The sequence below is a fragment of the Desulfuromusa kysingii genome, from assembly GCF_900107645.1.
GTDB classification, from domain to species: Bacteria; Desulfobacterota; Desulfuromonadia; order Desulfuromonadales; family Geopsychrobacteraceae; genus Desulfuromusa; species Desulfuromusa kysingii.
This window is the reverse complement of the sequence record NZ_FNQN01000006.1, coordinates 35,963-58,453: the sequence shown is the minus strand read 5'-3', so window position 1 is coordinate 58,453 and position 22,491 is coordinate 35,963. Positions and strand designations below refer to the sequence as shown.

The following is a 22,491-nucleotide window of genomic DNA, read 5'->3' as shown; positions in this document are numbered from 1 at the left end:
CCATAAAACTTTATCAGACTTTTATTCTGTCAAAAAAGTCTTTGACCCTCATGATTGTCTGTCAGAAACCACTCAATAAAAAATCAATGGCCCCAAGTATCTCCGTCCGGTCCTCGGTAAGAGACATCACTTTAATGCCTAAATCACAAACAGGGTAACCAGCCATTTCGGGAGTAGACATTGCAACATCCTGCCCCATAACTTTAAATCGGGGGCACAGCTTTTTAATCTCCATATCGGTTGAAAAAATGGGAACAAGAGGAATAACGGTACGCGTGGCTAGTTTTTGGTGTAAGTCATGCTGAACATCAAGAAGAAATGGAATGACTGTCCTAGATTCCGGATCAGCGTTTTCGTAAACATCAAACTGAGCCATTAAAATCTCCTTTTGCTAGCAGCAAAAACACCATTTATTTCGATTCGGGCGTTATATGCTTCGATAGCTTCTTCATTTTCAGCAAGCCACTGTTCTTCCATTATTTTTTTTAACTTCACAAGAACTGCATCCTCAAAAGTCTGTGACAAATTTATACCTAATCCCTTAGCATTCTGTAGGAGATCTGCATTTGCAGTTAGATTGACCGGTTTCTTGGGGGCATTTACATCATAAACATATTGGGATTTCATAAAATCCTCCTCTATACGCATTCGTTATACGCATAGATTGCCGCAATACTAAATGTGTGTCAAGTTCAATAGCTGTAGCAAGTTAAAGCTAAAGTTATTAACTGGCTTCATATCGTTTTTAATGGGGAGTTCTCGGAATATTGAAGTTCATGACAAGAACCAGTCACACTATGAATGGCACCATGAAACGGGATGTGTGAATACATGATTTCCCCCTCTAAAAATCATCTTGACAGGATCAACAGGATAAAAGCAAAAACCGTTATTAGCCGCAGATTAACGCGGATAAGGATAGATAAATTGTTTCTTTCTTATTTATTTTTGCTGTCTAGGGATCTATGCATACTCAGCGAAATCTCAGATGTTGATTTTAAATCAGCATTTATCTGCGTAAATCTGCGGCCAAGGGTTGAATTTTATCTCGGCAATGACTCCTGTATCGCCGGTAAAAAGGATTTTATAAAATCTTCACCAATCAATCTCGCTTCATCTTCTCCATCTTTCACCATCACTGATAATCGAATAAACGATGAATCACGACGATTACTTAAAAATGAGTTTTTTGCCATTGCCAGCTTTAAAGCATATTCGTTGGTCAAAAATTGATCTTGCACTTGGAACCAATAAAGAAACAACTGCTGTTGTGAATCTTTCTGATAAAGAGAACTGACATAGCTCATCTCCTCACCATTGACAACCAACTGACGGGCTTCGCCATTGAGACGATTCCAACCGCTCCCCGGCAGACACTGTTTGGGGGAATGAATCGGACCACTATTGGGGCCACCATCATGGTAACCAATATACAAAGAGACTTGATCACGCCCTTGCCCCTGATAACTGCGTGAAAGATAGTCCGTAGGAAGCAATACCGCAAGGACCCGCTCATCAAAACGAGCCTGTCCCGTCATCGTCCAACCACCGACCTGTTGAGGGAATAAAGACAGGGGTTTATTGACAGGAACAGCAGCCTCAGAACGGGTATAAACATAGAGAGCGGCAAGACCAAGGAGGATATAAAGAACGATAAAACGCCAGGTTTTAATTACTTGCATAAAAACTCACAATCCATTTAGCCGCAGATAAACGCAAATTGACACGGATAACGTCAATACCTTCAATAATGATTTTAAACAGATGCTTCTGCATTTGAGTTTAGACTATCTTGGGTCAGCATTTCTAAAAGTTATTGACAACCCGCTTAACCTCAACTCTGTTGTGACCGAAGTTAATCAGCAACCCCAGTTTCTTTTGCGTTGCTTTCAAATAATTCAAGCATTGAGCCAGATGAATGCTATCAATATTTTTTACCGCCTTAAGTTCGATAATAATTTCATCATCAACAACCAGATCAGCAAAATAGTCTCCGACGTCAACTCCATCATAATAGACCTTGATAGGTTGCTGTCGAGATACGTCCAGACCACTTTTCACGAGTTCGTGGGCAATGGCATTTTCATAGACTTTTTCCAGAAAGCCATATCCCAAAGAATTTCCAACAGCATAAGCACAGCCAATGATCTGTTCACTCAAACTATTAAGATACGCCTCATCCTTAATCATTTAGCCCCCCAAAAAAATAAAGAACTGGTCTTGAATTTAATCAGATTTTATCTGCGTTCATCTGCGGCTAAAATTGCATATGAACTATGACCAGACTTTCCGCAACACCCCACTACTCACAAATAACAACACCATCGCCAGCAAAAAAACTCCCATCCCGGCAAACTCGTGGAAAAATCCTTCTGCAGCAGCTGCCCCATAATACTGCGCCAGAAAACCGGTTCCAATCACCCGAATCATGTTGGTCAAAATGGCAATCGGGATTGTCAGCAGCACCAGAAACACCATGGCACTTCTCTTTTTTTGTGAAAAGACGGCCAAGGCTACCCCCAATGCCAATAACGACATCAAGGAGCGCAAACCACTACAGGCATCGGCGACTTCAAGGACCGTCTGCGGAAACATGATAATGTTCCCCTCCCGCCAGACAATAACACCCATCAACTTAAGAGCAATAACCGAGAATTTAGCGACGAACAATTTCAGTGGAAACGCCATAGCGTCATAAATAATATAAGGGAGCGGAATCATGAAGAAGAGAAAACCAATGGGGAGAAGCAACGATTTTAGCCATTGCCAACCAAGAAGGAAAACCACCATTCCGGCCAGCAGAAAAACCACTGAAACTCTTTTGGTGAAATATTCTTGTGCTGCGACACCTGCAATCAGAACCACCACAGCAAACAATATTAACACTAGGCCACTGTTCGCTGGCTTGACTGGCAGAGAGGTTAATTCATCTTTCTTTTGCCAAATAAAATAGGCTGAAATTAATGGAACCAATAACCCATGCGAATAGTTCGGATCGTTCATCCAGTCCGCATAAAGGTTCTGAAATATCCCCGCATACACCCCTATAATTCCGAGGATAAGGGCAACAAGCAAGCCGATCTGAAATTTTGATGATTGCAATATCGTCACTAATTCAAGTCCCCTCTGGACAAGAGCAATAAGAACAATTTATTAACTAGTTTTTAAATTTACTGTTTAGGCCCCTGCTTGTCAACACGTGACGGACTGTTTGCAATAGATGAATGTTTATTAAGAATAAGTGGAAATAAAGAGATATACTCAAAGGGTTTATGGCTAGTAGTCCTAAACTGCTGCAAGACAAGGGAGAATAAGCATCCCTCATCTAAAACAAAGTCAGAACCTTTGCTTGACATGACCTATAAAACTGTTAGAAGTAAACATCTTTATCCTGAGATTAATATCAGCCTATCCGATCAATCAAGCCCAGTAATTCAGCTGTTTTTTCTTCCATCAACTTTATGTTGCCACAACTTTCAACATTAAGGCGGATAACTGGCTCAGTGTTAGACTCACGCAAATTAAAGCGCCATTCTCCCATATCGAAGCTCAAACCATCCGTATGGTCAACACTTATAGCAGCGGGCTCATATTTCTGTCGGATTGATTCAAGAACCTGAGTTGAATCATTAACGTGTCGATTAATCTCGCCACTCGCAGGAAACTTACCGATCCGCTTCGCGACAAGTTGTGAAAGGGGCAAGCCACTCTTACTCAGTAGCTCAACGACCATCAACCAGGGGATCATGCCACTGTCACAGTAAGCGAAGTCCCGAAAGTAATGATGAGCGCTCATTTCTCCGCCGTAAACTGCATTCTCAAGACGCATCCGCTCTTTGATGAAGGCATGTCCCGTCTTACTCTGAATCGGAGTGCCACCCGACTCCTTAACAATGTCAATAGTATTCCAGGTTAAACGTGGGTCGTGAATAATCTTTTGTCCAGGATTGTTTGCCAACAATGCCTGAGCAAGAAGACCGACAATATAATACCCCTCGATAAATTCTCCTCGCTCATCAAACAGGAAGCAGCGATCAAAATCACCATCCCAGGCAACTCCAAGATCAGCCTGATATTCAAGCACAGCATCTCTGGTCAAAGAGCGATTTTCAGGTAACAGCGGATTAGGAATACCATTGGGGAATGTTCCATCGGGCTGGTGACAAATTTTAATGACTTCGATGGGCAAATGGTTTTCCAGAAAGTCAATAATCGGGCCAGCGCAGCCATTACCAGCATTCATGACAACTTTAAGTGGTTTCAAGCTGGATCGATCAAGATAAGAAAGGAGATGATCTATGTACTGGTCTTTAAAGCAAGCCGATGTGACCTGAGCAGTCTTAGCTGCTGGAGCGAAATCTCCTGCTTCAGCCAGTAGTCGAATCTTATCCAGACCGGTGTCACCGCTAATTGGCTTGGATTGTTCCCGCACCAGTTTCATCCCATTATAGTCAATAGGATTATGACTGGCAGTGACCATAATCCCACCATCAAGTTGTTGGCTGAAGGTGGCATGGTAGATCTCTTCAGTACCGCAAAGACCGATATCCAAGACATCACAACCGCCTTCGGTCAATCCCTTAGCCAATGAATCACTCAAAGATTGGCTGGAGGTGCGGACATCATGACCGATAACAACCTGTTGTGGCTGTAGAAATTGCGCATAGGCTCGACCAATGCGCCAGGCAATTTCATCATTCAGCTGATCAGGCAAACGGCCACGGATATCGTAAGCTTTAAAACATTCTATCTGCATTGTTATTCCGGTTTTTGTGGCTCTCGGCCATAATTATCTTCAAAACGGATAATATCATCTTCGCCAAGATAACTACCCGATTGCACCTCAATAATTTCCAGAGGTATTTTACCTGGGTTTTCCAGACGATGAACTTCACCAAGGGGGATATATGTCGATTGATTTTCAGAAAGAACCATAACCCGGTCGCCACAGGTGACGGTTGCTGTTCCCTTGACGACAACCCAGTGCTCAGCACGATGATGATGCTTCTGTAACGATAAACTGGCCCCCGGGTTGACAGTTATTCTTTTGACCTGAAAGCGTTCCCCAGTATCGATCCCTTCATAAGCTCCCCACGGACGATTCACCCGGCGATGTAAAAGTGCTTCATTGCGCTTTTGCTGCTTTAACTGTTCAACAATCGCCTTCACATTTTGGACCTGATCCCTTTTTGCGACCATAACCGCATCAGCGGTTTCCACCACGACCAGATCTTTGACGCCAACTGCGGCAATCAAGCGGTGACTCGCATGGAGATAACAATTGCCTGCATCCGCAGTCAAAACATCACCAATGATAACATTGCCATCCTCATCATGTGGTTGAACATCCCAGAGAGCGGACCAGGCGCCAATATCATTCCATCCAGCAGCCAGTGGAATCACCACAGCCTGATCAGTTTTTTCCATGACCGCATAATCAATGGAATCTGCTGGACAGGTTGAAAAAACAGTTTCATCCAACCGTTGGAAATCCAGATCTGTCTGCATACCGGCAAAAGAAGACTGACACACCGAAAGCATCTCAGGCTGATAACGTTCCAACTCCTCTAGATAACGACTGGCACGGAACATAAACATGCCGCTATTCCAATAATAGTCACCGCTTTGAAGGTATCGCTCTGCTGTTTCTAAATCCGGTTTTTCAACAAACTCGGCGACGGGATATGCAGAGCGCTTGCCACCCTGCTCCGCCCGAATATAGCCATAGCCGGTTTCTGGTAGGGTTGGAACAATGCCAAAAGTAACAAGATTTCCTTGTTCAGCTTGTTCTACACCGATTTGAACAGCTTGGTGAAACGCTGAAACATCTTGAATTAAATGGTCAGCAGGCAAAACCAAAAGGATAGGATCAGCGTCACCTTTCTGAGCATGAAGTGCGGCAATAGCAACTGCTGGTGCTGTATTGCGACCGCAGGGTTCAAGGATGATAGCCTGAGCCTCTAGACCAAGCTGCCTCACTTGCTCGGCGACCATAAAACGATGAGCGTCGTTACAGACAATCAGAGGGGCATCAACATCCTCGATACCATCCAGCCGACTGATCGTCTCCTGAAGCATTGTTTTATCGCCAGCTAAAGGGAGAAGCTGCTTAGGATAAAGCTCACGTGAAAGTGGCCACAGGCGGGTACCGGCACCACCAGATAAAATTACAGGTAAAACCATGAAATCCCTCCGAATTGTAAATCATATCAAAATGCTGTGTTCAGGATAATCCATCTAGCACAGAAAATAGCAGGAATAAGTTCAGTGGTTAGACTGAATTATTTTACTTTATGCCCATACCAAATTTATGTTGGAGGCATTCGAAAAGTTCTGAAGTAAGTATATTTTTTCTCCAAAATGAATATCTTAAAAGATAGAAAACAAGTGATATTTTTTGATTAATCAAAATTGGTGATTTATTAATTGACTTATAATATTGATAAATATTACGCCACGTTTGCAACGCTAGATTCTTTTTAGATAAATTGAAGAACTTTTGGAGTGTATCATTATCTTTCATGTCCCAACTACTACTCTCTTCATGAATCCTTCGGTTAAAGAGATGCTCAGGAACTTCATATATTTTTCCGTAAAGGGTTAACTCTGCGATTAAGTTAATATCGGCTGAAATATAGGCTTTCATTCTTGCTGTTTGGGCCAATAGATCCCGCCTTATAAGCCCATACATTAAGTTTTGCAATCTTATATTCTCCAAACACGTTTTAAAACGCTGATAAGGAGTATCCTGCATGAGGGCTAAATTATCATCGTATTTTCTTACAAAATTACCGTTGTCATCAATAATATATGTTTTCCCATATGCCAATACAACGTCTGAATGCTCATCCAAGACCTTCAAACATTTTTCGATAAGAGTTGGCTCAATTGGGTCATCAGCATTTTGCCAACGAAAAAACTCTGATTTAGCAGGGAGAAAAGAACGTTCGTAATTCCCTGCTGCCCCGATATTTTTAGGATGCCGTTCGTAAACAATACGAGAATCTTGGTCAACAAACTGTCTGCAAATTTCTTCCGTTTTGTCAGTGGAAGCGTTATCAGAAATATAAACCACAAAATCAGTGTAGGTTTGCCTCAACACTGAATTCAATGTTTCCTCTAAATATCGTTCTCCATTGTATACTGGCAAACCGATACTAACACGTGGTATATGAGAACTCCCTGCCAATTTGCCCTCCTTACATTAAAATTAAGAATAAAATTTTAAACAACAAAATCACGCATTTTCATGTATTGATTTTCTACAATTCCAGAATAATTATCAGAATTTAATTTGATTGCATCTTTAATTGATTTTTCATTTACGACTAGATCTTTGAATAATAATTTAAGTTCATCCAAGTTGAAATTCGCAATATCAAGACAATATTTTTTTTGGCCCATTTCATCAGCTAATTCAAAATATTTATAATGATGGGCTAAGGCGATTACGGGCAGTTGAGACATAAAGGAAAACAACAAACCATGAAATCGGCTACTTATTACATAATTACACCTTGCATAACTTCGAAACACATCAGGATAATTCACAATTTCAGGACGAATAACCCTAGTGCTGTCAACTAACAATGGATCAATCTTTTCCAAGATATCGTCAATTGCCCGGTTGTCCATAACGAGTTCATTGGGAATAAAAACTAATGAGTACCCTTCTGACAGAAGCCAATCACAAAATTTTGAAATTTTTTCAACATACGAATCATATTTATTTTGATCAGAAACAATCCAGGTTCGAGGATCACAAAATGAAATGGGATTGATACCGACCGTGAAAACACCATCAGTACTTGTTGGTGTTTCATCTATTTTGAATTTCATCGAAAACGCCATATCGGGGACAAGTTGAACCGCTCCAACACGCCATGACTCAACAAGCTTTTTACTCCGTATATCTCTGACGGATCTATAATGGGCTAAACGTAAAGCGGATAAACAAAAAAACTTTCCCAAAAAAGTGTCAATAACTCCAGCACCAACACTTAAAAAAGCTATTTTACATCCTGAGAGCCTGGCAAGAAGACACCAACGAAACAAACCAAAAGGATAGCGCCAAGCCCCGCCCCATTCTTCATTTAATTGTCCAGACCCAGACATGACCATCAAATCAAGTGTTTTTACTCTCTCTAAAACAACAAAAGAAAATTTAATTTCTTTAACTATCAAAGAGAGAATGAGTAAAGTATTTTGTACAACCTTCGCTAACCTGAAAATGAATTTTGAAGTCTTTATAAACCCAATAATCCTTACTTTAAACGAAGAACCACCATGGTTATCTACTTTATCTACAGGGATGCCATCAGACCCTGCAGTCTGTGTCTTTGTTAGGAATACTCGATGAATTGAATAAGCTTTAATATGATGACGCAAAGCAACATTTTCAGGTTGTTGACAAATCCCAACAATTTCTGCGTTTGGGATATGCCTTTTTAAACCAGCTATGGTTGCATCAGCAACAGCTGCATCTCCCATATTTTCGAATCCATAAGTACCAAAAACACCAATGTGTATTTTTCGTTGACTCTTTTCAATCATAACTAAAATATTCCAATATTCTTAAATACTAAATATCTATCTTCTTTTACATATGATCAGCCTCGTGTGGCTTCCCTAATTAAAACAAATTCGAAATTTATGAATGTCTTTTTTAGTTAACAAAACCCTCTGAAGCAGATTTACAGTAACCTTTGGTTCAGAGGGTTTAAAATATAACCATTAACTTTTATTAAATGCTCTAATTAATTTTCACGTTAGGCGGAGGCAAAATATTTTGATTTAGTTGATCCGCACCAATGTCAATGCTACCTGATCTCGGTTCACCATCAAAATCATCAATCAACCCCTCAATAGTTGTACCACGCCCTGTAACAGTCGCAACAGAACTTGACAAATGTAAATCTCCTGTTTCCGTACTGTTAAACCATAAGGATTGAGCGTTCTCAACGTTGGTGGTTTTAGTAGCCCCTACGCCAGAGAATATAGCGATCTCTTTATTGGTCAAATTGTTTGTAAGAACAACACCAGTTGTCGTTGTATCCCTGATTTCCATTGCCGCATAATATCCACTTGGATCCATCCAGACAGTATTATTGTAGATCTTGCTATTCTGAGAGTCTTGGATATCAATTCCAACATCCGGGAAAGTCCCAGAACCATCACTGGTAATCATGTTATTTCTAATTGTAGCCACACCTGAATTATGCCAGATTCCAATACCGCGATCACAGTTAATAATTTTGTTGCGTTCAATTGTATTTGACCCAGAATAGTCAGTATTAGACCAAAGATGGATTGCATGTTCAGCAACAGAGGTGTTAGGGCTTTTAATATTTTTAAACACGTTATTCTGAATCACCCACCCTGAAGCACTATGCGCATCAATGCCTCCTGTATAATAGTTAAGTGGCGGAGTTGTGAACTCAAACAAACAATTTTTTATCGTAACATTACTTGTACCAGAGGTACCTACAGCCCCTTTGACCATTTGTTCATAAGTATTGAAAATACGAACGTTATCAATCGTTGTCCCATTACCGGACCCATTCCCATTAAAGAAAAGAGCATGCCAACCGACGCGACCGACAGTCAAATCTTTGATAGTTGCATTCTGACCATAGGCTCCTTGAGGAAAATAGAAAATTGATTTAATATTCGCACCAGATGTCATCGCATCACCCAGAATGATCACATCATCCCTTTTCCCTGTTGCCCCCCTGACTATGACGTTGGGTGCATCAATAGACAATGCTGCCGAATTTAGGGTGTATGTTCCAGACGCAATGACAATCTCATCGCCATCACGTTCTCCGTCAAAAGCGGCATAAAGCTCAGACAGCGTATCGACATAAACCTGTCTATCTCCGGCACCTTCACAATCAAAAGTAAATTTATCGTCGGTATCGTCACAATCAACCCCATCTGCTGATGATTGCAGGATATAAGTCCCGCCTGGGTCGGACCCATAATTTGAACAAGAGCCAGATAAATAATAATTATCATTGTCAGCATCTATGCAATAACTGTATGTTGGAGTTGGTGAATCACCATCAACTTGATAAACGTGAATAGCGACTTCGCCTCCGCTAATTGGTTCTGCTGCATAAATACGGCCTGTCGTTTCATCGAAAGCAACTGACTGGTAAAAATCTGTAGCGCAGCTATTGTTGTAAGCTTCTGATGGAGTTTGTTCATAATAGGGGGATGGCTCGTCAGAATCCAACGTTCCAGCGGCAACTGCTTCAAAATCATCAACATCGTACCACCAGAATTTCGGTGAATAAGGCGGGTTATTTGGCCCTTGACGTGGCGTACAAATTGCCGACGAGCAACTAGAACCATAACAATAACTGGAGTTTGTCCCGGCAATTCCGACAAAGAGGACGGCTCTTTTACCACCCCACTCAACCCATGCACCACCTTTAGCGTGGTGGCTCATGGAATAGTCAGTAAAATTAGTAATTGGTGCCGACGATGTACCCCCTTCAGCCGTGTCAATACTTGGATACCTTAGTAACTCAGTCGAAGGGATATTAGTTCCACTCGACGGAGGATTTCCGACTGCCCATGGAGCAGTGGCGAACATTGTCGGCCCGTTAGAACTTTGATTTGCAAAACCGCGATGATAGCCAACAATTAATGATCTCCCGCTTGTATGTTTATCAGCCCAAGGTTGAGGAACGAAAAAAGCATAACCACCAACCTTGTTAACCATGCTCCCAGCGGTTGAGGTAATATTCCAAGAACCAGCCTGATTTGGGCTTGATAGGTTTGCATTGACCCAACCGAGGGATGTGAACAGCGAGTTATCAACATTGTAAAATGTATAACTTGGCGTGTAAATTTTAGCAGCGGTCTGTGACCCTCTGGGCTCGGAATAAGCCGGTTGTCCTTGTGTATCTTGAGGTGCCGCTGTTGAAATAGTAATCTTGCTTTGAATAATCGAAGCCCTTGGCAGTGAGGATGTAGCACCAGTACCCAGAGGTGCTGGTATTGTCACTTCGCCAAGATAGCCCCCATTTCCTTCAGTTCCACGTCCGGCGAACAAGCTGCCTGAACCACCATTTCCAGCAGGGTTTATTGCAATTTTCCAACCACCATAAGAATAATCCGTTGGCATCTTGAATGCCCCGAGATATTCTAGGCTAGCAGGATCAATTCGATTTGAAACGTCAGCGGTGGCAGAAAAACTAAACAAAAAGGAAGATACAATTACCGCAGACATAAATGTGACTATTTGACTTTTCATTTAAGTACTCCTATCCACTGTTATTTTTTAAATTCGCGAGGCATTCCGTGTATACTAAAGCATATTCCCTTGCCATTCGTACATTTGAAAACTTTTCCTGTACCAAAATTCGTCCTGAATTAACAGTATTGTAGCACATTGGGCAATTTTCTAGATGCCTTTTTAATATTAAAAAAAGAGCTTCCTCATCACCGGTTTTGAATAAAGTTCCCGTTATCTCATGTTTGATTAACACACGGTTACCAGGAATATCAGAAGCGACCACAGGGACCTTAGCTGCTAATGCCTCCATAATGCAACGCGGCACACCCTCACTCAAAGAAGGCAGAACGAGTATATCAAAACACTTTAAAAAAGAAGTGGCATCAGAACGATAACCTGAAAACTTAACTTGTTGCGCCAAATGGAACTGTTCAACTAGACACTCTAATTCTGGCAAGGCTGGGCCCTCGCCAATCAGGTACAACTTGAAGAAGTAAAAATCTGACAATGGGGAATCAGTTAGCATTTTAAAAGCACGTATCAGGGTTGGGATGTCCTTATCATCAATTAAGCGTCCGATATAGCCAATGATATATTCGTTGTCTTTTTTCATAATAGACAAGGGAGACTGATCAATTTCGTCAATATCAACACCGTTTAAAATATATCTAAGTTTTCTAGAGGGGATTTTCCCTTTAAGCCCTTTCAGTAATTCTTCAGACAATGGGCAAACAGCATCCATCAACTGAAAAAACAAACAATCCAGCCATTCATAAAATTGTAATTTTTTGCCAGGATTTTTCGTCCATCCATGGGGAGTAGAAATCACTTTACACCCTGCCAATCGCCCAGCCAACAGTCCGATAATATCTGACTTGTATCCGTGACCATGGACGATTTCAATGTGGTTTTGTTTAAACCAACGAGAGAGTCGGATAATCGACAGAGGGTTAAAGCTACCGCGAGTGTAAAAGTCGATAGCGTCAAGATCACGTTCAAGAGCGCCAGCAACTACAGCGCTTTGCCCTTCAGCGGCATCATATAAATTAACTAGTGTACAGGAAAAAAGGGAAGTATCAATCGCACGCATCAAGGCTAAAACCCATTTCTCAGCTCCATACAAACCACTACTAGCGATCAGGTGGACCACTTTCTTCATACCGCTAATTTCTCTTATCTCTTTAGACATATAGCTTAATCAAGACGATTTTTAAGCATTTTTGCAGGGTTTCCCCCAACGATACTGTAGGGTTCTACGTCTTTAATGACGACACTCCCGGCAGCTACAATTGATTTTTTTCCAATATTCGCCATAACAACTGAGCTATTTCCCAACCATGAGTCTTCACCAATGACTATGGTCTCCAATTCGCCCCCCTGCTCACGCATGGGGGTATCCAAGCTGTCAAAGTTGTGTTGTTTTTTTCCGCTGATAATATCGACATTACTTCCTAACATGACATCATCTTCTATCCGACACAGTCCAATACAACAATTAGTTCCGATGTACACTCGCCGACCAAGTTCGATGTCACGTTGATTAAGTCGCGTGCCAAACTCAATACAACAATCGTTATGGCATTCCTTTAATGACAAACAATAAAACTGCTGCCTTAAATAATTCCCTGGGACACCAGGGAACAGACTCAAGAATTGTGAACAGCCTTGGAAAGACAAATCGTTTTTCAATAAAACCTCTCCAATCAACATAATTCCATAAACAGGAAAAATAAACAGCAGAGCGATCAGTCGGATAATTGTTTTTAATAAATTTTTCATTTTAAAAACCCGCATTCTTTACTGTCTGGAGAAAGATGAACGAAACGTAGGGTTAAATTTTCGTAAATAAATTTGATACAGCGCATTATTAAAAAGCAATAGCACAAAAAAAACTTCATAAGTGTTTAAACTTAAAAAAAGAGAACAAACTATCAATCCGCTAAATGACGAGATACTGGCATTATTGCAAAGCCCTATAAACTGTATTTCTTCATCTATTGGCTGAGCACTGGTCCACCGCCTTATTTTCAATGCATTATTGAAGAAAAATCCGACAATAACAAGATATGCGAGGCCAGCTCCCACACCTGACTCGGCAGCAAACTGAACCAATGTATTATGTGCAACCATATGCCTACTTTCAATATAGTCAGGCAAGGCTGTGATAAAAGAACTAAGTCCAACCCCTGTAATAGGATGACTCATAATTATGCGTAGCCCTCCTTTCCAGGCAGTAATACGATCACCAGCTGAATTCTCACCTTCGATATTAACAATATATTCACTGCGATTGTGCATCACATCGCCAGCTTGTAATTGATAAAACAACATAAAAACTAACACCAAGGGAAAAGCAAGTATCTTTCGATTTGACAAAATCAATATAGTCATCATTATAACTATGGAACCAAGCAGGCCTCCTCTGGATCCCGTTAAAAAAATAGCGTGCCACCCCAAAGGAATAAATGACCACAGCAATAATTTTAGCCATTTTTTTTTGATCTGCCATCCCAAGTAATACACAAAAGGCAATCCAGAGACAAAAAACATAGCAAACGTGTTTTCATCACGGTAGATCCCCTGTCCAAAAACACTAGTAGGCCCCATCAATCGTCCATGATTAAACTGGGCCCAATTCTGACTAAAATACTGTATATTTGCCCAATAAGTCAGAAAAAGCGTAGAAACAACCAATATGCCGAACAAATAACGAAGCTTATATAGTTCATCTATTTCGAGAACCGAAATAAAATAAAAAATAAAAATTGTATTATATAAAGAAAATATTTGTTTGGGCCCTAAACCCGAAAAAGAAAATGCAGAAACATAAGGACCCCAAAAAAAAGAACAAACGATACACAACCAGAGAAAAACAAGCCAACCATTTTGTTTATTGAATAAAAAAGAGGTATCATATCTTTTATTCAAAAACTTCATTAAGACACCAACAATGGATGCTATCGCAACAACTAAAGAGACCCGCTGTCCATCAAAAACCCACCACCAGATATATTGAGGCCCAAGCAAGGCGAGTAGATAATAAGTTACAATGCCGATCCACGGCCGAAATAGTGCAGCCCCCCCGACAGATGCCAAAATAGTTAATAGAAGAATTTTGCCCATAAGAATAAACAGTCCAAATACAATAGAATCTAAGCACGGCCAGCTAAAACCCTGGCCAAATCATACCAGCAACTCAAATCGAAAGGCCATCGAGCTAGAGCGTGCAAATAATACGCTATTGACATAACCAGATCCCCTGAGCTAGCAGATGCCCACGCTGATGTACGATATGTTTTAGACCAAATTTTGGCGATTGAAATTCGAGTTAATTGAAGACCTCGTGGTGTATTTAAAATCGATCGAATAATTTCATTTCGAGTTAATGCCTGACGCTTGTAATTTCGACTTTTACCACCCGCATGGAACCTATACTTAACCAATGGTTCAAGACAAACACCGATGTTATGATATGCTGAAATCGTCAACCAAAGAGCCCAATCCTCACAGGTATAAAGTTTATCGTCATATCCGCCAAACTTTTCATAAATTGTTTTTTTTACGACAACGCTACTGTTAGTAATAAAATTACCGCATAAAAGTTTTTCAAAAATATCACCTTCTGGCATTTCACAAATATCTGAATGGATTTGGGGTAAATCTCCAATTTCGCCGATATTATACCTGTCTGTATAAACTAGATCGCAGCCATTGCTTAGTTTATCTTGTTGCTTTTTTAACTTATCAGGCATCCAAATATCATCAGCATCTAAAAAAGCTAAATACTCTCCATTGGCTTTACTAGAACCAAAGTTTCTAGCGACAGAAACACCTGAGTTTTTTTGCTCATACAAAGTAACTTTTTCTCCAAAAGAACGCACAATTTTCCTAGTGTTATCTGTTGAACCATCATCAATGACAATAATCTCAAAATCAACATTCACCTGATCGAGCGCTGATTCCAATGTTTCTTTAATAAATTTTTCTCCGTTGTACACTGGAACAATTACGCTAAATAATCCGTTCATGTATATACACCTTTTATAATTATTATTTCACCTGAGTGATCAATTCTTATCACTTCTTCCTAATATCAACTTAATGTAAGAATAATATTCTTTTAAATTTTCAATGCCCTTTGGGGTTAACAAAAAAACAATTATATAAAGTGCAGCAGAAACAATAAATGCGAGAGTCAAAACAAGTATGATATTTTTGTCTACGACATTGAGAAGGAACAAGGAACACACAAGCCCCATTAAAACACTTGCGAGAAAAGGTCTGGATACAGATTTAAAAAAATCTAACATCCTTATAGGCGAATCTAGAAAACTAAAATACAGAAGAGGGAGAAAGACTAAATAATTAGAGATTGTATAGGCTATTGCAACTCCTTTAGCTCCCCATGGTACTCCAAAGAAAAAAGAACAGCTTATCACTGTAGCTTTTACTACCCCAAGCTTAAGATTCATCCTGCTTTTCCCTTTAGAGATGAGAACCATCCCCAAAGTTCCAACTACGGGTTGTATAAGCGCTGCAATAGCTAAAATTTTAAAAATTTCACTGGCACCAATCCACTGGGTTCCTAACAGAAAAGTAATAAGAGGATCAGAGCAAACAAACATAAAAACAACAATAGGCATTGAAATAAATGCTAACAAAGAAACACACTTCATATAATAACTTCGATAGTGATCAGGATCAGCCTGTAAACGACTTAATGCTGGCATCGCGACAGTAACCATCGGGTCACGTAAGTTTGTCACTGGAAGCATAAGTAACTGATATGCCTTGCTGTAAAGTCCAAGAGCCCCACTCCCGTGGTAACGCCCAATCAAAACATTGTCCAAATTCGTTGAAAAATAACTGACAATATTAAAACCAACCAGATCAATACCAAACTTGATCATACTACCAACCCCAGCGTTACGTGACGGCAGTCCAGGATTCCATCGACACGCCGACCAAAAACATATGGTTGAGCATGTCGTACTAGCCAACGTATTAAAGACTAGGGCCCAGTATCCGGCACCATGATAAGCTGTTACTATGGCGACCAAGAGACCTACTATCATCGAAAAAATACGAATTTTAGCAATCGAGTAAAAACGCATCTGTCGAGTCAGCAATGCCGAATGTTGAACAGACAAACCAATCATGAAGAAAACCAAGGACAACGACAGCATAACAGCAACCATCTCAGGGGTATTATAAAACCATGCTGCCACGGGAGCCAGTGCTGCTATTATAATGGTTAGAAATACTCCAATGAGAACATTTATCCAAAAAAGGGTACTGACTTGATTATGGTTGATTTCTGCACGTTGGATTGTCGCTGTTGACAATCCCAAATAACTGAAAATATTTGCAAACCCCGTGATAGCCACAGCCATGGCATTAATACCATAATCTTCAGGACTTAATATCCTCGCTAAAACCATGGTTGACCCCAACTGAAGGACAAACATAATTCCCTGAGAAGTCAAGGTTACGGCACCACTTTTCAATGACCTTTTTTTTAAATCTGAATTCAAATGGGACGTATCAAATATATGATGATATTTATGCAAAATGTTGCCTCTGTAGAAAGTGTAAAAACTTATACTCTAATTGGTATTACCTGTACATTTGCATATAATTATTCATCATATTTACCACCGAAAATGTTTCATTTACCCGTTTTTGGGCTGCTGCTCCCATTTTTTTTGCTAAAGCAGGGTTATGTAATAATTCATTTATACGCTGAGCAAGATGATCGTCATTATCACAGGTCACTAAATAACCAGTTATGCCGTCCTGAGTCACCTCACCATTCCCACCGACATCTGTAACCACAGAAGGAACTCTGCTAGCCATTGATTCAAGTAAAGTCACTGAAATACCCTCAGAAAAAGAGGTCAATAAAAACACGTCAAACATTTGATAGATTTCGGGCAAATCAAAACGTAACCCTATAAATTTAACTTTTTCTGCTATGCCAAGATCGAAAGCCATTATTTTTAGTTGCTCTTCCTCTTCTCCTTGACCAGCAATCACTAAGCAACAGTCCGGATGAAACTGCAAAACAAGCTTAAACCCTCTGAGCATCATCGGTATATTCTTAATGCTGTTTAGACGAGCAGCTGTACCGATGATGTGACTTTTATCATCCAAGGCCAAATCTCGCTTTTTAGCAACAATATCAAAATCCGGGTTCATTGCCGTGCAGTTGATCCCATTATGAATAACTTGTATCCGTTTTCGGGGAAAGTTATCGTACGTCGCCATAGCTTCTGCAGTTGCCGCCGAGATTGAGACCAGATGATCAACACCCAATGCCAACAGAGGATTAATAAGAGTTCTCTTCCAACTTTTTCTATCAGGATAAAAACGCCCATGCTCAGTATAAACAACCTTTTTACGCCCTGCCAGAAAAGCCGCAGGTGTTGCATAGACCAACGGTGAGTATTGATGAGCGTGTACAACTTCAACTTGCTCAACTTTGATAATAGCTCGTAGCCAGGCAATCATTTCAAAATCGAACCCCTGCTTACGCCCCTTACAATAGACCTTATAACCCTCAGCCTGAAGTTTCTGACCCAAATCACCAAGTGAATCCATACAGCAGACGATTGGCGGATTGTCTGCAAACTCAGGATAACGCACCATGTCATAAACCAGACGCTCTGCACCCCCGACAACCATCGAGATAACGACATGCATTATTTTAGGTACTCTGTCCACTTAAACCTCTTCAACCACTGATTTTCACAGATTACACGGATGTTTTTAGTCTCATTGTAAATATTTTTAATCAAAATTCAGGAACTTAACCTTGCTTTCAACCATGCAACTTCGCGCTTAGGGTTCGTTTGAACGATAACTCGCCCGAACTCCCAAAAATAACGCTCAATGACAGACTTCAAACTCAAGCCTGGAATTTTTGTAGCTAAGTTTTCCGATGACTTATGTGAAAACAGCGGAATTTTATCTCCCTGCCTTAACCGCTCACCAACCCAACCATTTTGCAGTATTAAAGCAATTGGCCGGGTTAATCGACTGGTTTTATGACGTTTAAGTTCCTGCTCAGCATAGTCATAAAAAAAACTGGCCTTTTGCACAAACAGATCCTGCTGATTTTCGTCAGAAGAGTATCTTGCAGCATGATACAAAATGACACTTTTTCGCAGATCCTGCGCTGCCCAGGTTTCATTGGGATATTCAAGAATTTCTGGCTTATTCAGGTAGGGATATTCATTCTCGAGCATCCAGTTGGCATAGTGAAGGAGACTTAGCCGGGCATGGTTAAAACCGTCATCCAGTTGTTCCAATTCCAGTTTTTTATCAAGATATTTAGCAACTGCATTCAAAAGAACGGTATATGACCAGCCGATTTCAACGTTCAATAAGTCTCTTAAGGTAATATCATCTTCTGGATGAAGAGTGCGCTGCAAAATAGCTTCTATCTGTACAAGCCAGGTTTCATCTCCACTCACATCGAAAGCATCAAGACAGGTCGTAATCGCATTACCCGTACCACGAGTAAATGGGTAAAGCGGAAACAATTTTGTAACTCCAGAATTGCTTCGCCACAAGCGAACATTATCAACAAAACGTTTGGTCGCAGCTAAAATTGTCTGCGGTCCACTCAGAGACACTAGCTCCCATTGTGCCAGTTGAAGTACCGCTTCTTTAAAATCGAAATTACCGGTTTGAAAATAGTGCACTACAAAACCACTAGAGTAGCAATGCTCAGATCCTGGTCCACCTCCACCACAATGTAGTTCATAGGTAGCTTTTTGTTCTCTGGAATAGGATCGGTGACCCGCTAATCCGGCGTTGACATAATGATCTGTATGCCAGAACAGACCATGATTATATTCTTCTCGATCTTGATCAGTATGATACATATCAATGTCACGGACATGTGCAGCTAATTCATGGGCAAGTTTAAGCCAGGAGAAGTCGGCTGCGGTAAAAGCTTTTTTATAAACGCCAGCGAGCAGATCATACTGATTGTTGTAATGAGAGATAAAAGGGGCAGAACCTTTATGCTCTACCGCCTCGTGATCAGCATAAATTTCACCAAAATTTCGCCAACCGTATTCATCGATCAACTCCCGTTTAGCAATAAAATCACCCGCTGACACAAACTGATCGACAAGATCATTATCCCCAGGGAGATCAGCAAAAACCCCGGAAGCATGAAAAGCTTCTGGAGCAGGGAGAACGTCCAGTGGCGCGCTGGCCCAAGTTAAGCTGTCCCGCTCTGCGCTGAAGTCAGCAAAAAACAGGTGGGTTTTCTGTTCTCCCCCCTGCAATTCAAATACATCGGGAAAACTTTCAGGAAAAAGAGACACTTCAATGCAAGCATCTGTCAGAATAATTTGTTTCGGAAATTCCTGCCAGAATAGCGGACTCGCGACAGCTACCCCCTTTACTTCTTTACCCACCCAGACATGCGGGATTGCCCTTTCGCCCTGAAGGACGGTTTTTCCACCATCCGTTAGCCGATAGCCTTTAAATGTCAGCGGAACCTGCCCTGTACTATTTCTATGATTTGGACTCTGCCATTCTTGCCCACCACTCGATTCCTGATAAATAGTAACTGGGTCGCCAGCAGAAAACTCTAGAGCCTCTTGTCCGATTTCCGGACGACAAACGATTGTTTTTTGCAAATCAGAAGACAAGTCAAAACGAAAACTTAACGACTGAAACAAGATCGATCCCTGGTCCCCAAGATCCCAGAGCCCGTGGGGATGTGCGGCCGCTTGCGGATTGTGTAACTGCATGGCAGCTTTAACCGTCATCGTCCCGGCATAAAAGTGTAAGCGGCATTTGAAATGCAGGACTGAATCTACAAAGTGACCATGTAAACAAATGACAGCATGGTAAGGTCCTGAATCTTCAATGATAAGTTTGTCGACCATGGGTTTAAGTAAGTTATCACCGTCCAGCTTCAAGTTACAACGACTTGAGTCTAGAACCTTATCACCCGATAATGATTCAACTTGCTTAAAGGGCTTAAAAACATGGGTATCGATATAAAAGCAACCTGCGCCAGTATCAACCCGCCACTCATCAGCTCCTTCTTCAATCAGTATCTGCTGTTGCCAATCGGCTTGTTTGTCCTGCTGAGAGAGCGTCCAGGTCGTTGTACTAAGCGCCGGGACTTGCACTTGATAATCAACCAATAACCACTTTATTGAACCATCAGGCCATCTTTTCAAACATTGTGTCTGACAGGGATGAACATCACCATCGGGATGGCTTATCACAAAAGAGCTGTCCTTAGTCCACCAACCTTTCGGTACCGGAACACCAATCCGCACTGGCTCTCCACAACGTTCAATTCCAGTATTCTCGCGAACCACAATAGCAACAGTATAAGCAGAGTTCATGGACAATACTCCTGCTGCCAGAGTGACAACATCAACAGACTCCAGAGAATAGTGCCATGATCAACCTTCCTACTTTGATGTTCCTGCCAGAGCTTTTGCACATCGTCAATCGATAAAAGATCACCCAAGGAAGGAGAATGAAATAGAGATTTTTCCGTATAGCTTTTCAGATCATTGCGGAACCAATGGTCAAGCGGGACGCTGAATCCCTGTTTACGTCGATTCAATATGGACTGTGGCAAGAACTGAGAAAAGGTTTTGCGTAGGATAATTTTTTTACCGCTGTTTGATATTTTAAAATGACTAGGTAGCGATGCGGCAAATTCTATAACTCGGTAATCAAGAAAAGGAGCTCGCACTTCGAGACTATGTGCCATGCTCATACGATCAACTTTCACCAGGATATCGTCCGGCAAGTAGGTTTTAAGGTCGGTATAAATCATCCGTGTGGCATGGTCAGCGGTGGCAACTTTTTGGTAATGACGAAGGGTATGTTCTGCCGGATCATAACCGCGACAATCGCTTCTGAGATGTTCAGAAAGGATGCCATTCAATGTTGAATCATCCATGTAAGTGTTGGTTCGATAAAACGCTCGCGCCGGCTCGGACATAGCACTCCCAGTCAAAGAATGCAGTTTTCGCGGCAGCGGATGACTCCAGCCTTTCGACAGGCCGTGCAACATGGTCAGCAGAGGCCGCGGCACGTTATTGCGCACAATATCTTCTTTCAATTCCACTGCATACTTTTGGTAACCGCCGAAGCTTTCATCGCCGCCATCACCTGCAAGAGCAACGGTGACCGCCTGACGCGCCAGCCGTGAAACATGGAAGGTTGGAACCGCAGATGAGTCGGCAAAAGGTTCGTCGAAATATTTTGGCAAAAGTTTAATGGTATCTTCTAGCTGGGTCGTGACTCTATATTCTTTATGATCGGTTGCAAACAACTCAGCAACTTCAAGGGCAAAGGGAGATTCATCAAATTTTTTATCATCGAAGCCAATGGTACAGGTTTTTACAGGCTGACTGGATGTCTTTGCCATCAAGGCAACAATCGCACTTGAATCCACCCCGCCACTCAGAAAGGCGCCCAAGGGAACATCAGCTATCATTCTCTGCGCGGTACTGTGCTGAAGAAGTTCATACAATTGTTCCTGAGCATCCGCTAAACTGATCTGTGATTCCTTGAAACAGACATCCCAATATTCAGAAATAACCGGCTTTTGACCTATGGACAATGTCAGACAATGCCCCGGCGACAATTTATAGATCTGCTGATAGATTGTCTTTGGGGAAGGGATATAATGATATTTAAGGTAATCGGCAACGGAAGTTGGGTCGATTTTGAAATCCAGCCCAGGGAACTGCAACAACGCTTTGATCTCTGAAGCAAAAGCGAGCCGATCATCGCCGCCATGATAGAAATAAAGAGGTTTTTTACCGATGCGATCACGGGCTAAAAATAGTTGTTTTTTATCCATATCCCAGAGCGCAAAGGCGAACATGCCGTTCAGATAGGACAAACAATCAGCGCCATATTTCTCATAGAGCGCAAGAATGACTTCGGTATCTGTGCGGGTGTTAAACTGGACCCCTTCCTTTTGTAGATCATTTTTCAGTTCCTGGAAATTATAAATTTCGCCATTAAAAACAATCACCTTGCGTCGATCCAAGGAAAACATCGGCTGATTGCCTTGAGCCGATAAATCAATAATACTAAGCCGTCGATGGGCTAAACCAACAAAATCATCCAGGTATTCACCACCGGCATCAGGGCCGCGATGGCGGATAACGTTGCCCATGCGCTCTAAAACTTCCTTACCGGAAGAGGGCGAAACAGTTCTTAAAAATCCAGCGATGCCACACATT

18 protein-coding genes are annotated in these 22,491 nt (G+C 41.4%); all 18 read right to left on the bottom strand.

What is annotated here, in order from left to right; all coding sequences use genetic code 11:
• Positions 1-61 precede the first annotated feature (61 nt).
• Positions 62-376, bottom strand: a complete 315-nt coding sequence (locus BLU87_RS10555; RefSeq protein ID WP_092347951.1) for a CcdB family protein — start codon at positions 374-376, stop codon at positions 62-64.
• The gene (locus tag BLU87_RS10550) at positions 376-627 is read right to left on the bottom strand and encodes a type II toxin-antitoxin system CcdA family antitoxin (protein ID WP_092347948.1); all 252 of its coding nucleotides are present in this window, start codon (positions 625-627) and stop codon (positions 376-378) included. Before BLU87_RS10550 ends, BLU87_RS10555 begins: the two co-directional genes overlap by 1 nt.
• Positions 628-1,043: 416 nt before the next feature.
• Positions 1,044-1,682 carry an exosortase C-terminal domain/associated protein EpsI gene (locus tag BLU87_RS10545; RefSeq protein WP_092347946.1) on the bottom strand — a complete coding sequence of 213 codons (639 nt, stop codon included), beginning with the start codon at positions 1,680-1,682 and terminating at the stop codon, positions 1,044-1,046.
• 124 nt (positions 1,683-1,806) lie between these two features.
• A complete protein-coding gene (locus tag BLU87_RS10540) occupies positions 1,807-2,190 on the bottom strand; it encodes a GxxExxY protein (protein ID WP_092347943.1) in 384 nt (127 codons plus the stop codon).
• A gap of 84 nt (positions 2,191-2,274) precedes the next feature.
• Positions 2,275-3,111 (bottom strand): exosortase A, encoded by an 837-nt coding sequence (xrtA, locus tag BLU87_RS10535; protein WP_245706460.1) that lies wholly within the window; start codon positions 3,109-3,111, stop codon positions 2,275-2,277.
• 292 nt (positions 3,112-3,403) lie between these two features.
• Entirely contained in the window at positions 3,404-4,756 is a 1,353-nt protein-coding gene (locus BLU87_RS10530) for a phosphohexomutase domain-containing protein (protein ID WP_175498356.1), read from the bottom strand.
• 2 nt (positions 4,757-4,758) lie between these two features.
• The gene (locus BLU87_RS10525) at positions 4,759-6,183 is read right to left on the bottom strand and encodes a mannose-1-phosphate guanylyltransferase/mannose-6-phosphate isomerase (protein WP_092347937.1); all 1,425 of its coding nucleotides are present in this window, start codon (positions 6,181-6,183) and stop codon (positions 4,759-4,761) included.
• Between the two features lie 103 nt (positions 6,184-6,286).
• The gene (locus BLU87_RS10520; RefSeq protein WP_092347934.1) at positions 6,287-7,189 is read right to left on the bottom strand and encodes a glycosyltransferase family 2 protein; all 903 of its coding nucleotides are present in this window, start codon (positions 7,187-7,189) and stop codon (positions 6,287-6,289) included.
• A 35-nt stretch (positions 7,190-7,224) separates the two neighbouring features.
• Positions 7,225-8,553: a polysaccharide pyruvyl transferase family protein gene (locus BLU87_RS10515; RefSeq protein WP_092347931.1), complete on the bottom strand. Its 1,329-nt coding sequence runs from the start codon at positions 8,551-8,553 to the stop codon at positions 7,225-7,227.
• Between the two features lie 199 nt (positions 8,554-8,752).
• A complete protein-coding gene (locus BLU87_RS10510) occupies positions 8,753-11,263 on the bottom strand; it encodes a NosD domain-containing protein (RefSeq protein ID WP_092347928.1) in 2,511 nt (836 codons plus the stop codon).
• Positions 11,264-11,273: 10 nt separating this feature from the next.
• The gene (locus BLU87_RS10505) at positions 11,274-12,404 is read right to left on the bottom strand and encodes a glycosyltransferase (protein WP_175498355.1); all 1,131 of its coding nucleotides are present in this window, start codon (positions 12,402-12,404) and stop codon (positions 11,274-11,276) included.
• 35 nt (positions 12,405-12,439) lie between these two features.
• A complete protein-coding gene (locus BLU87_RS17815; protein WP_092347922.1) occupies positions 12,440-13,024 on the bottom strand; it encodes an acyltransferase in 585 nt (194 codons plus the stop codon).
• Between the two features lie 18 nt (positions 13,025-13,042).
• Positions 13,043-14,368, bottom strand: a complete 1,326-nt coding sequence (locus BLU87_RS10495) for an O-antigen ligase family protein (RefSeq protein WP_092347919.1) — start codon at positions 14,366-14,368, stop codon at positions 13,043-13,045.
• Positions 14,369-14,397: 29 nt separating this feature from the next.
• The gene (locus BLU87_RS10490) at positions 14,398-15,273 is read right to left on the bottom strand and encodes a glycosyltransferase family 2 protein (protein WP_092347916.1); all 876 of its coding nucleotides are present in this window, start codon (positions 15,271-15,273) and stop codon (positions 14,398-14,400) included.
• A 39-nt stretch (positions 15,274-15,312) separates the two neighbouring features.
• Positions 15,313-16,815, bottom strand: coding sequence for a lipopolysaccharide biosynthesis protein (locus tag BLU87_RS10485; RefSeq protein WP_139167537.1), 1,503 nt, complete (start codon positions 16,813-16,815; stop codon positions 15,313-15,315).
• 46 nt (positions 16,816-16,861) lie between these two features.
• On the bottom strand, positions 16,862-17,968 hold the full coding sequence (locus BLU87_RS10480) for a glycosyltransferase (protein WP_245706459.1): 1,107 nt from the start codon (positions 17,966-17,968) through the stop codon (positions 16,862-16,864).
• Positions 17,969-18,045: 77 nt separating this feature from the next.
• Entirely contained in the window at positions 18,046-20,625 is a 2,580-nt protein-coding gene (locus BLU87_RS10475; RefSeq protein ID WP_092347907.1) for an RIFT barrel domain-containing protein, read from the bottom strand.
• Positions 20,622-22,490, bottom strand: a complete 1,869-nt coding sequence (asnB, locus tag BLU87_RS10470; RefSeq protein WP_092347904.1) for an asparagine synthase (glutamine-hydrolyzing) — start codon at positions 22,488-22,490, stop codon at positions 20,622-20,624. Before asnB ends, BLU87_RS10475 begins: the two co-directional genes overlap by 4 nt.
• Position 22,491 lies beyond the last annotated feature (1 nt).

Bases quoted from the DNA above. Each gene is read 5' to 3' on its own strand.
- BLU87_RS17815 (WP_092347922.1), bottom strand. From the start codon at position 13,024: ATGAAAAATTTATTAAAAACAATTATCCGACTGATCGCTCTGCTGTTT.
- asnB (WP_092347904.1), bottom strand. From the start codon at position 22,490: ATGTGTGGCATCGCTGGATTTTTAAGAACTGTTTCGCCCTCTTCCGGT.
- BLU87_RS10510 (WP_092347928.1), bottom strand. From the start codon at position 11,263: ATGAAAAGTCAAATAGTCACATTTATGTCTGCGGTAATTGTATCTTCC.
- BLU87_RS10515 (WP_092347931.1), bottom strand. From the start codon at position 8,553: ATGATTGAAAAGAGTCAACGAAAAATACACATTGGTGTTTTTGGTACT.
- BLU87_RS10495 (WP_092347919.1), bottom strand. From the start codon at position 14,368: ATGGGCAAAATTCTTCTATTAACTATTTTGGCATCTGTCGGGGGGGCT.
- BLU87_RS10550 (WP_092347948.1), bottom strand. From the start codon at position 627: ATGAAATCCCAATATGTTTATGATGTAAATGCCCCCAAGAAACCGGTC.
- BLU87_RS10540 (WP_092347943.1), bottom strand. From the start codon at position 2,190: ATGATTAAGGATGAGGCGTATCTTAATAGTTTGAGTGAACAGATCATT.
- BLU87_RS10545 (WP_092347946.1), bottom strand. From the start codon at position 1,682: ATGCAAGTAATTAAAACCTGGCGTTTTATCGTTCTTTATATCCTCCTT.
- BLU87_RS10505 (WP_175498355.1), bottom strand. From the start codon at position 12,404: ATGAAGAAAGTGGTCCACCTGATCGCTAGTAGTGGTTTGTATGGAGCT.
- BLU87_RS10530 (WP_175498356.1), bottom strand. From the start codon at position 4,756: ATGCAGATAGAATGTTTTAAAGCTTACGATATCCGTGGCCGTTTGCCT.
- BLU87_RS10490 (WP_092347916.1), bottom strand. From the start codon at position 15,273: ATGAACGGATTATTTAGCGTAATTGTTCCAGTGTACAACGGAGAAAAA.
- BLU87_RS10525 (WP_092347937.1), bottom strand. From the start codon at position 6,183: ATGGTTTTACCTGTAATTTTATCTGGTGGTGCCGGTACCCGCCTGTGG.
- BLU87_RS10555 (WP_092347951.1), bottom strand. From the start codon at position 376: ATGGCTCAGTTTGATGTTTACGAAAACGCTGATCCGGAATCTAGGACA.
- BLU87_RS10475 (WP_092347907.1), bottom strand. From the start codon at position 20,625: ATGAACTCTGCTTATACTGTTGCTATTGTGGTTCGCGAGAATACTGGA.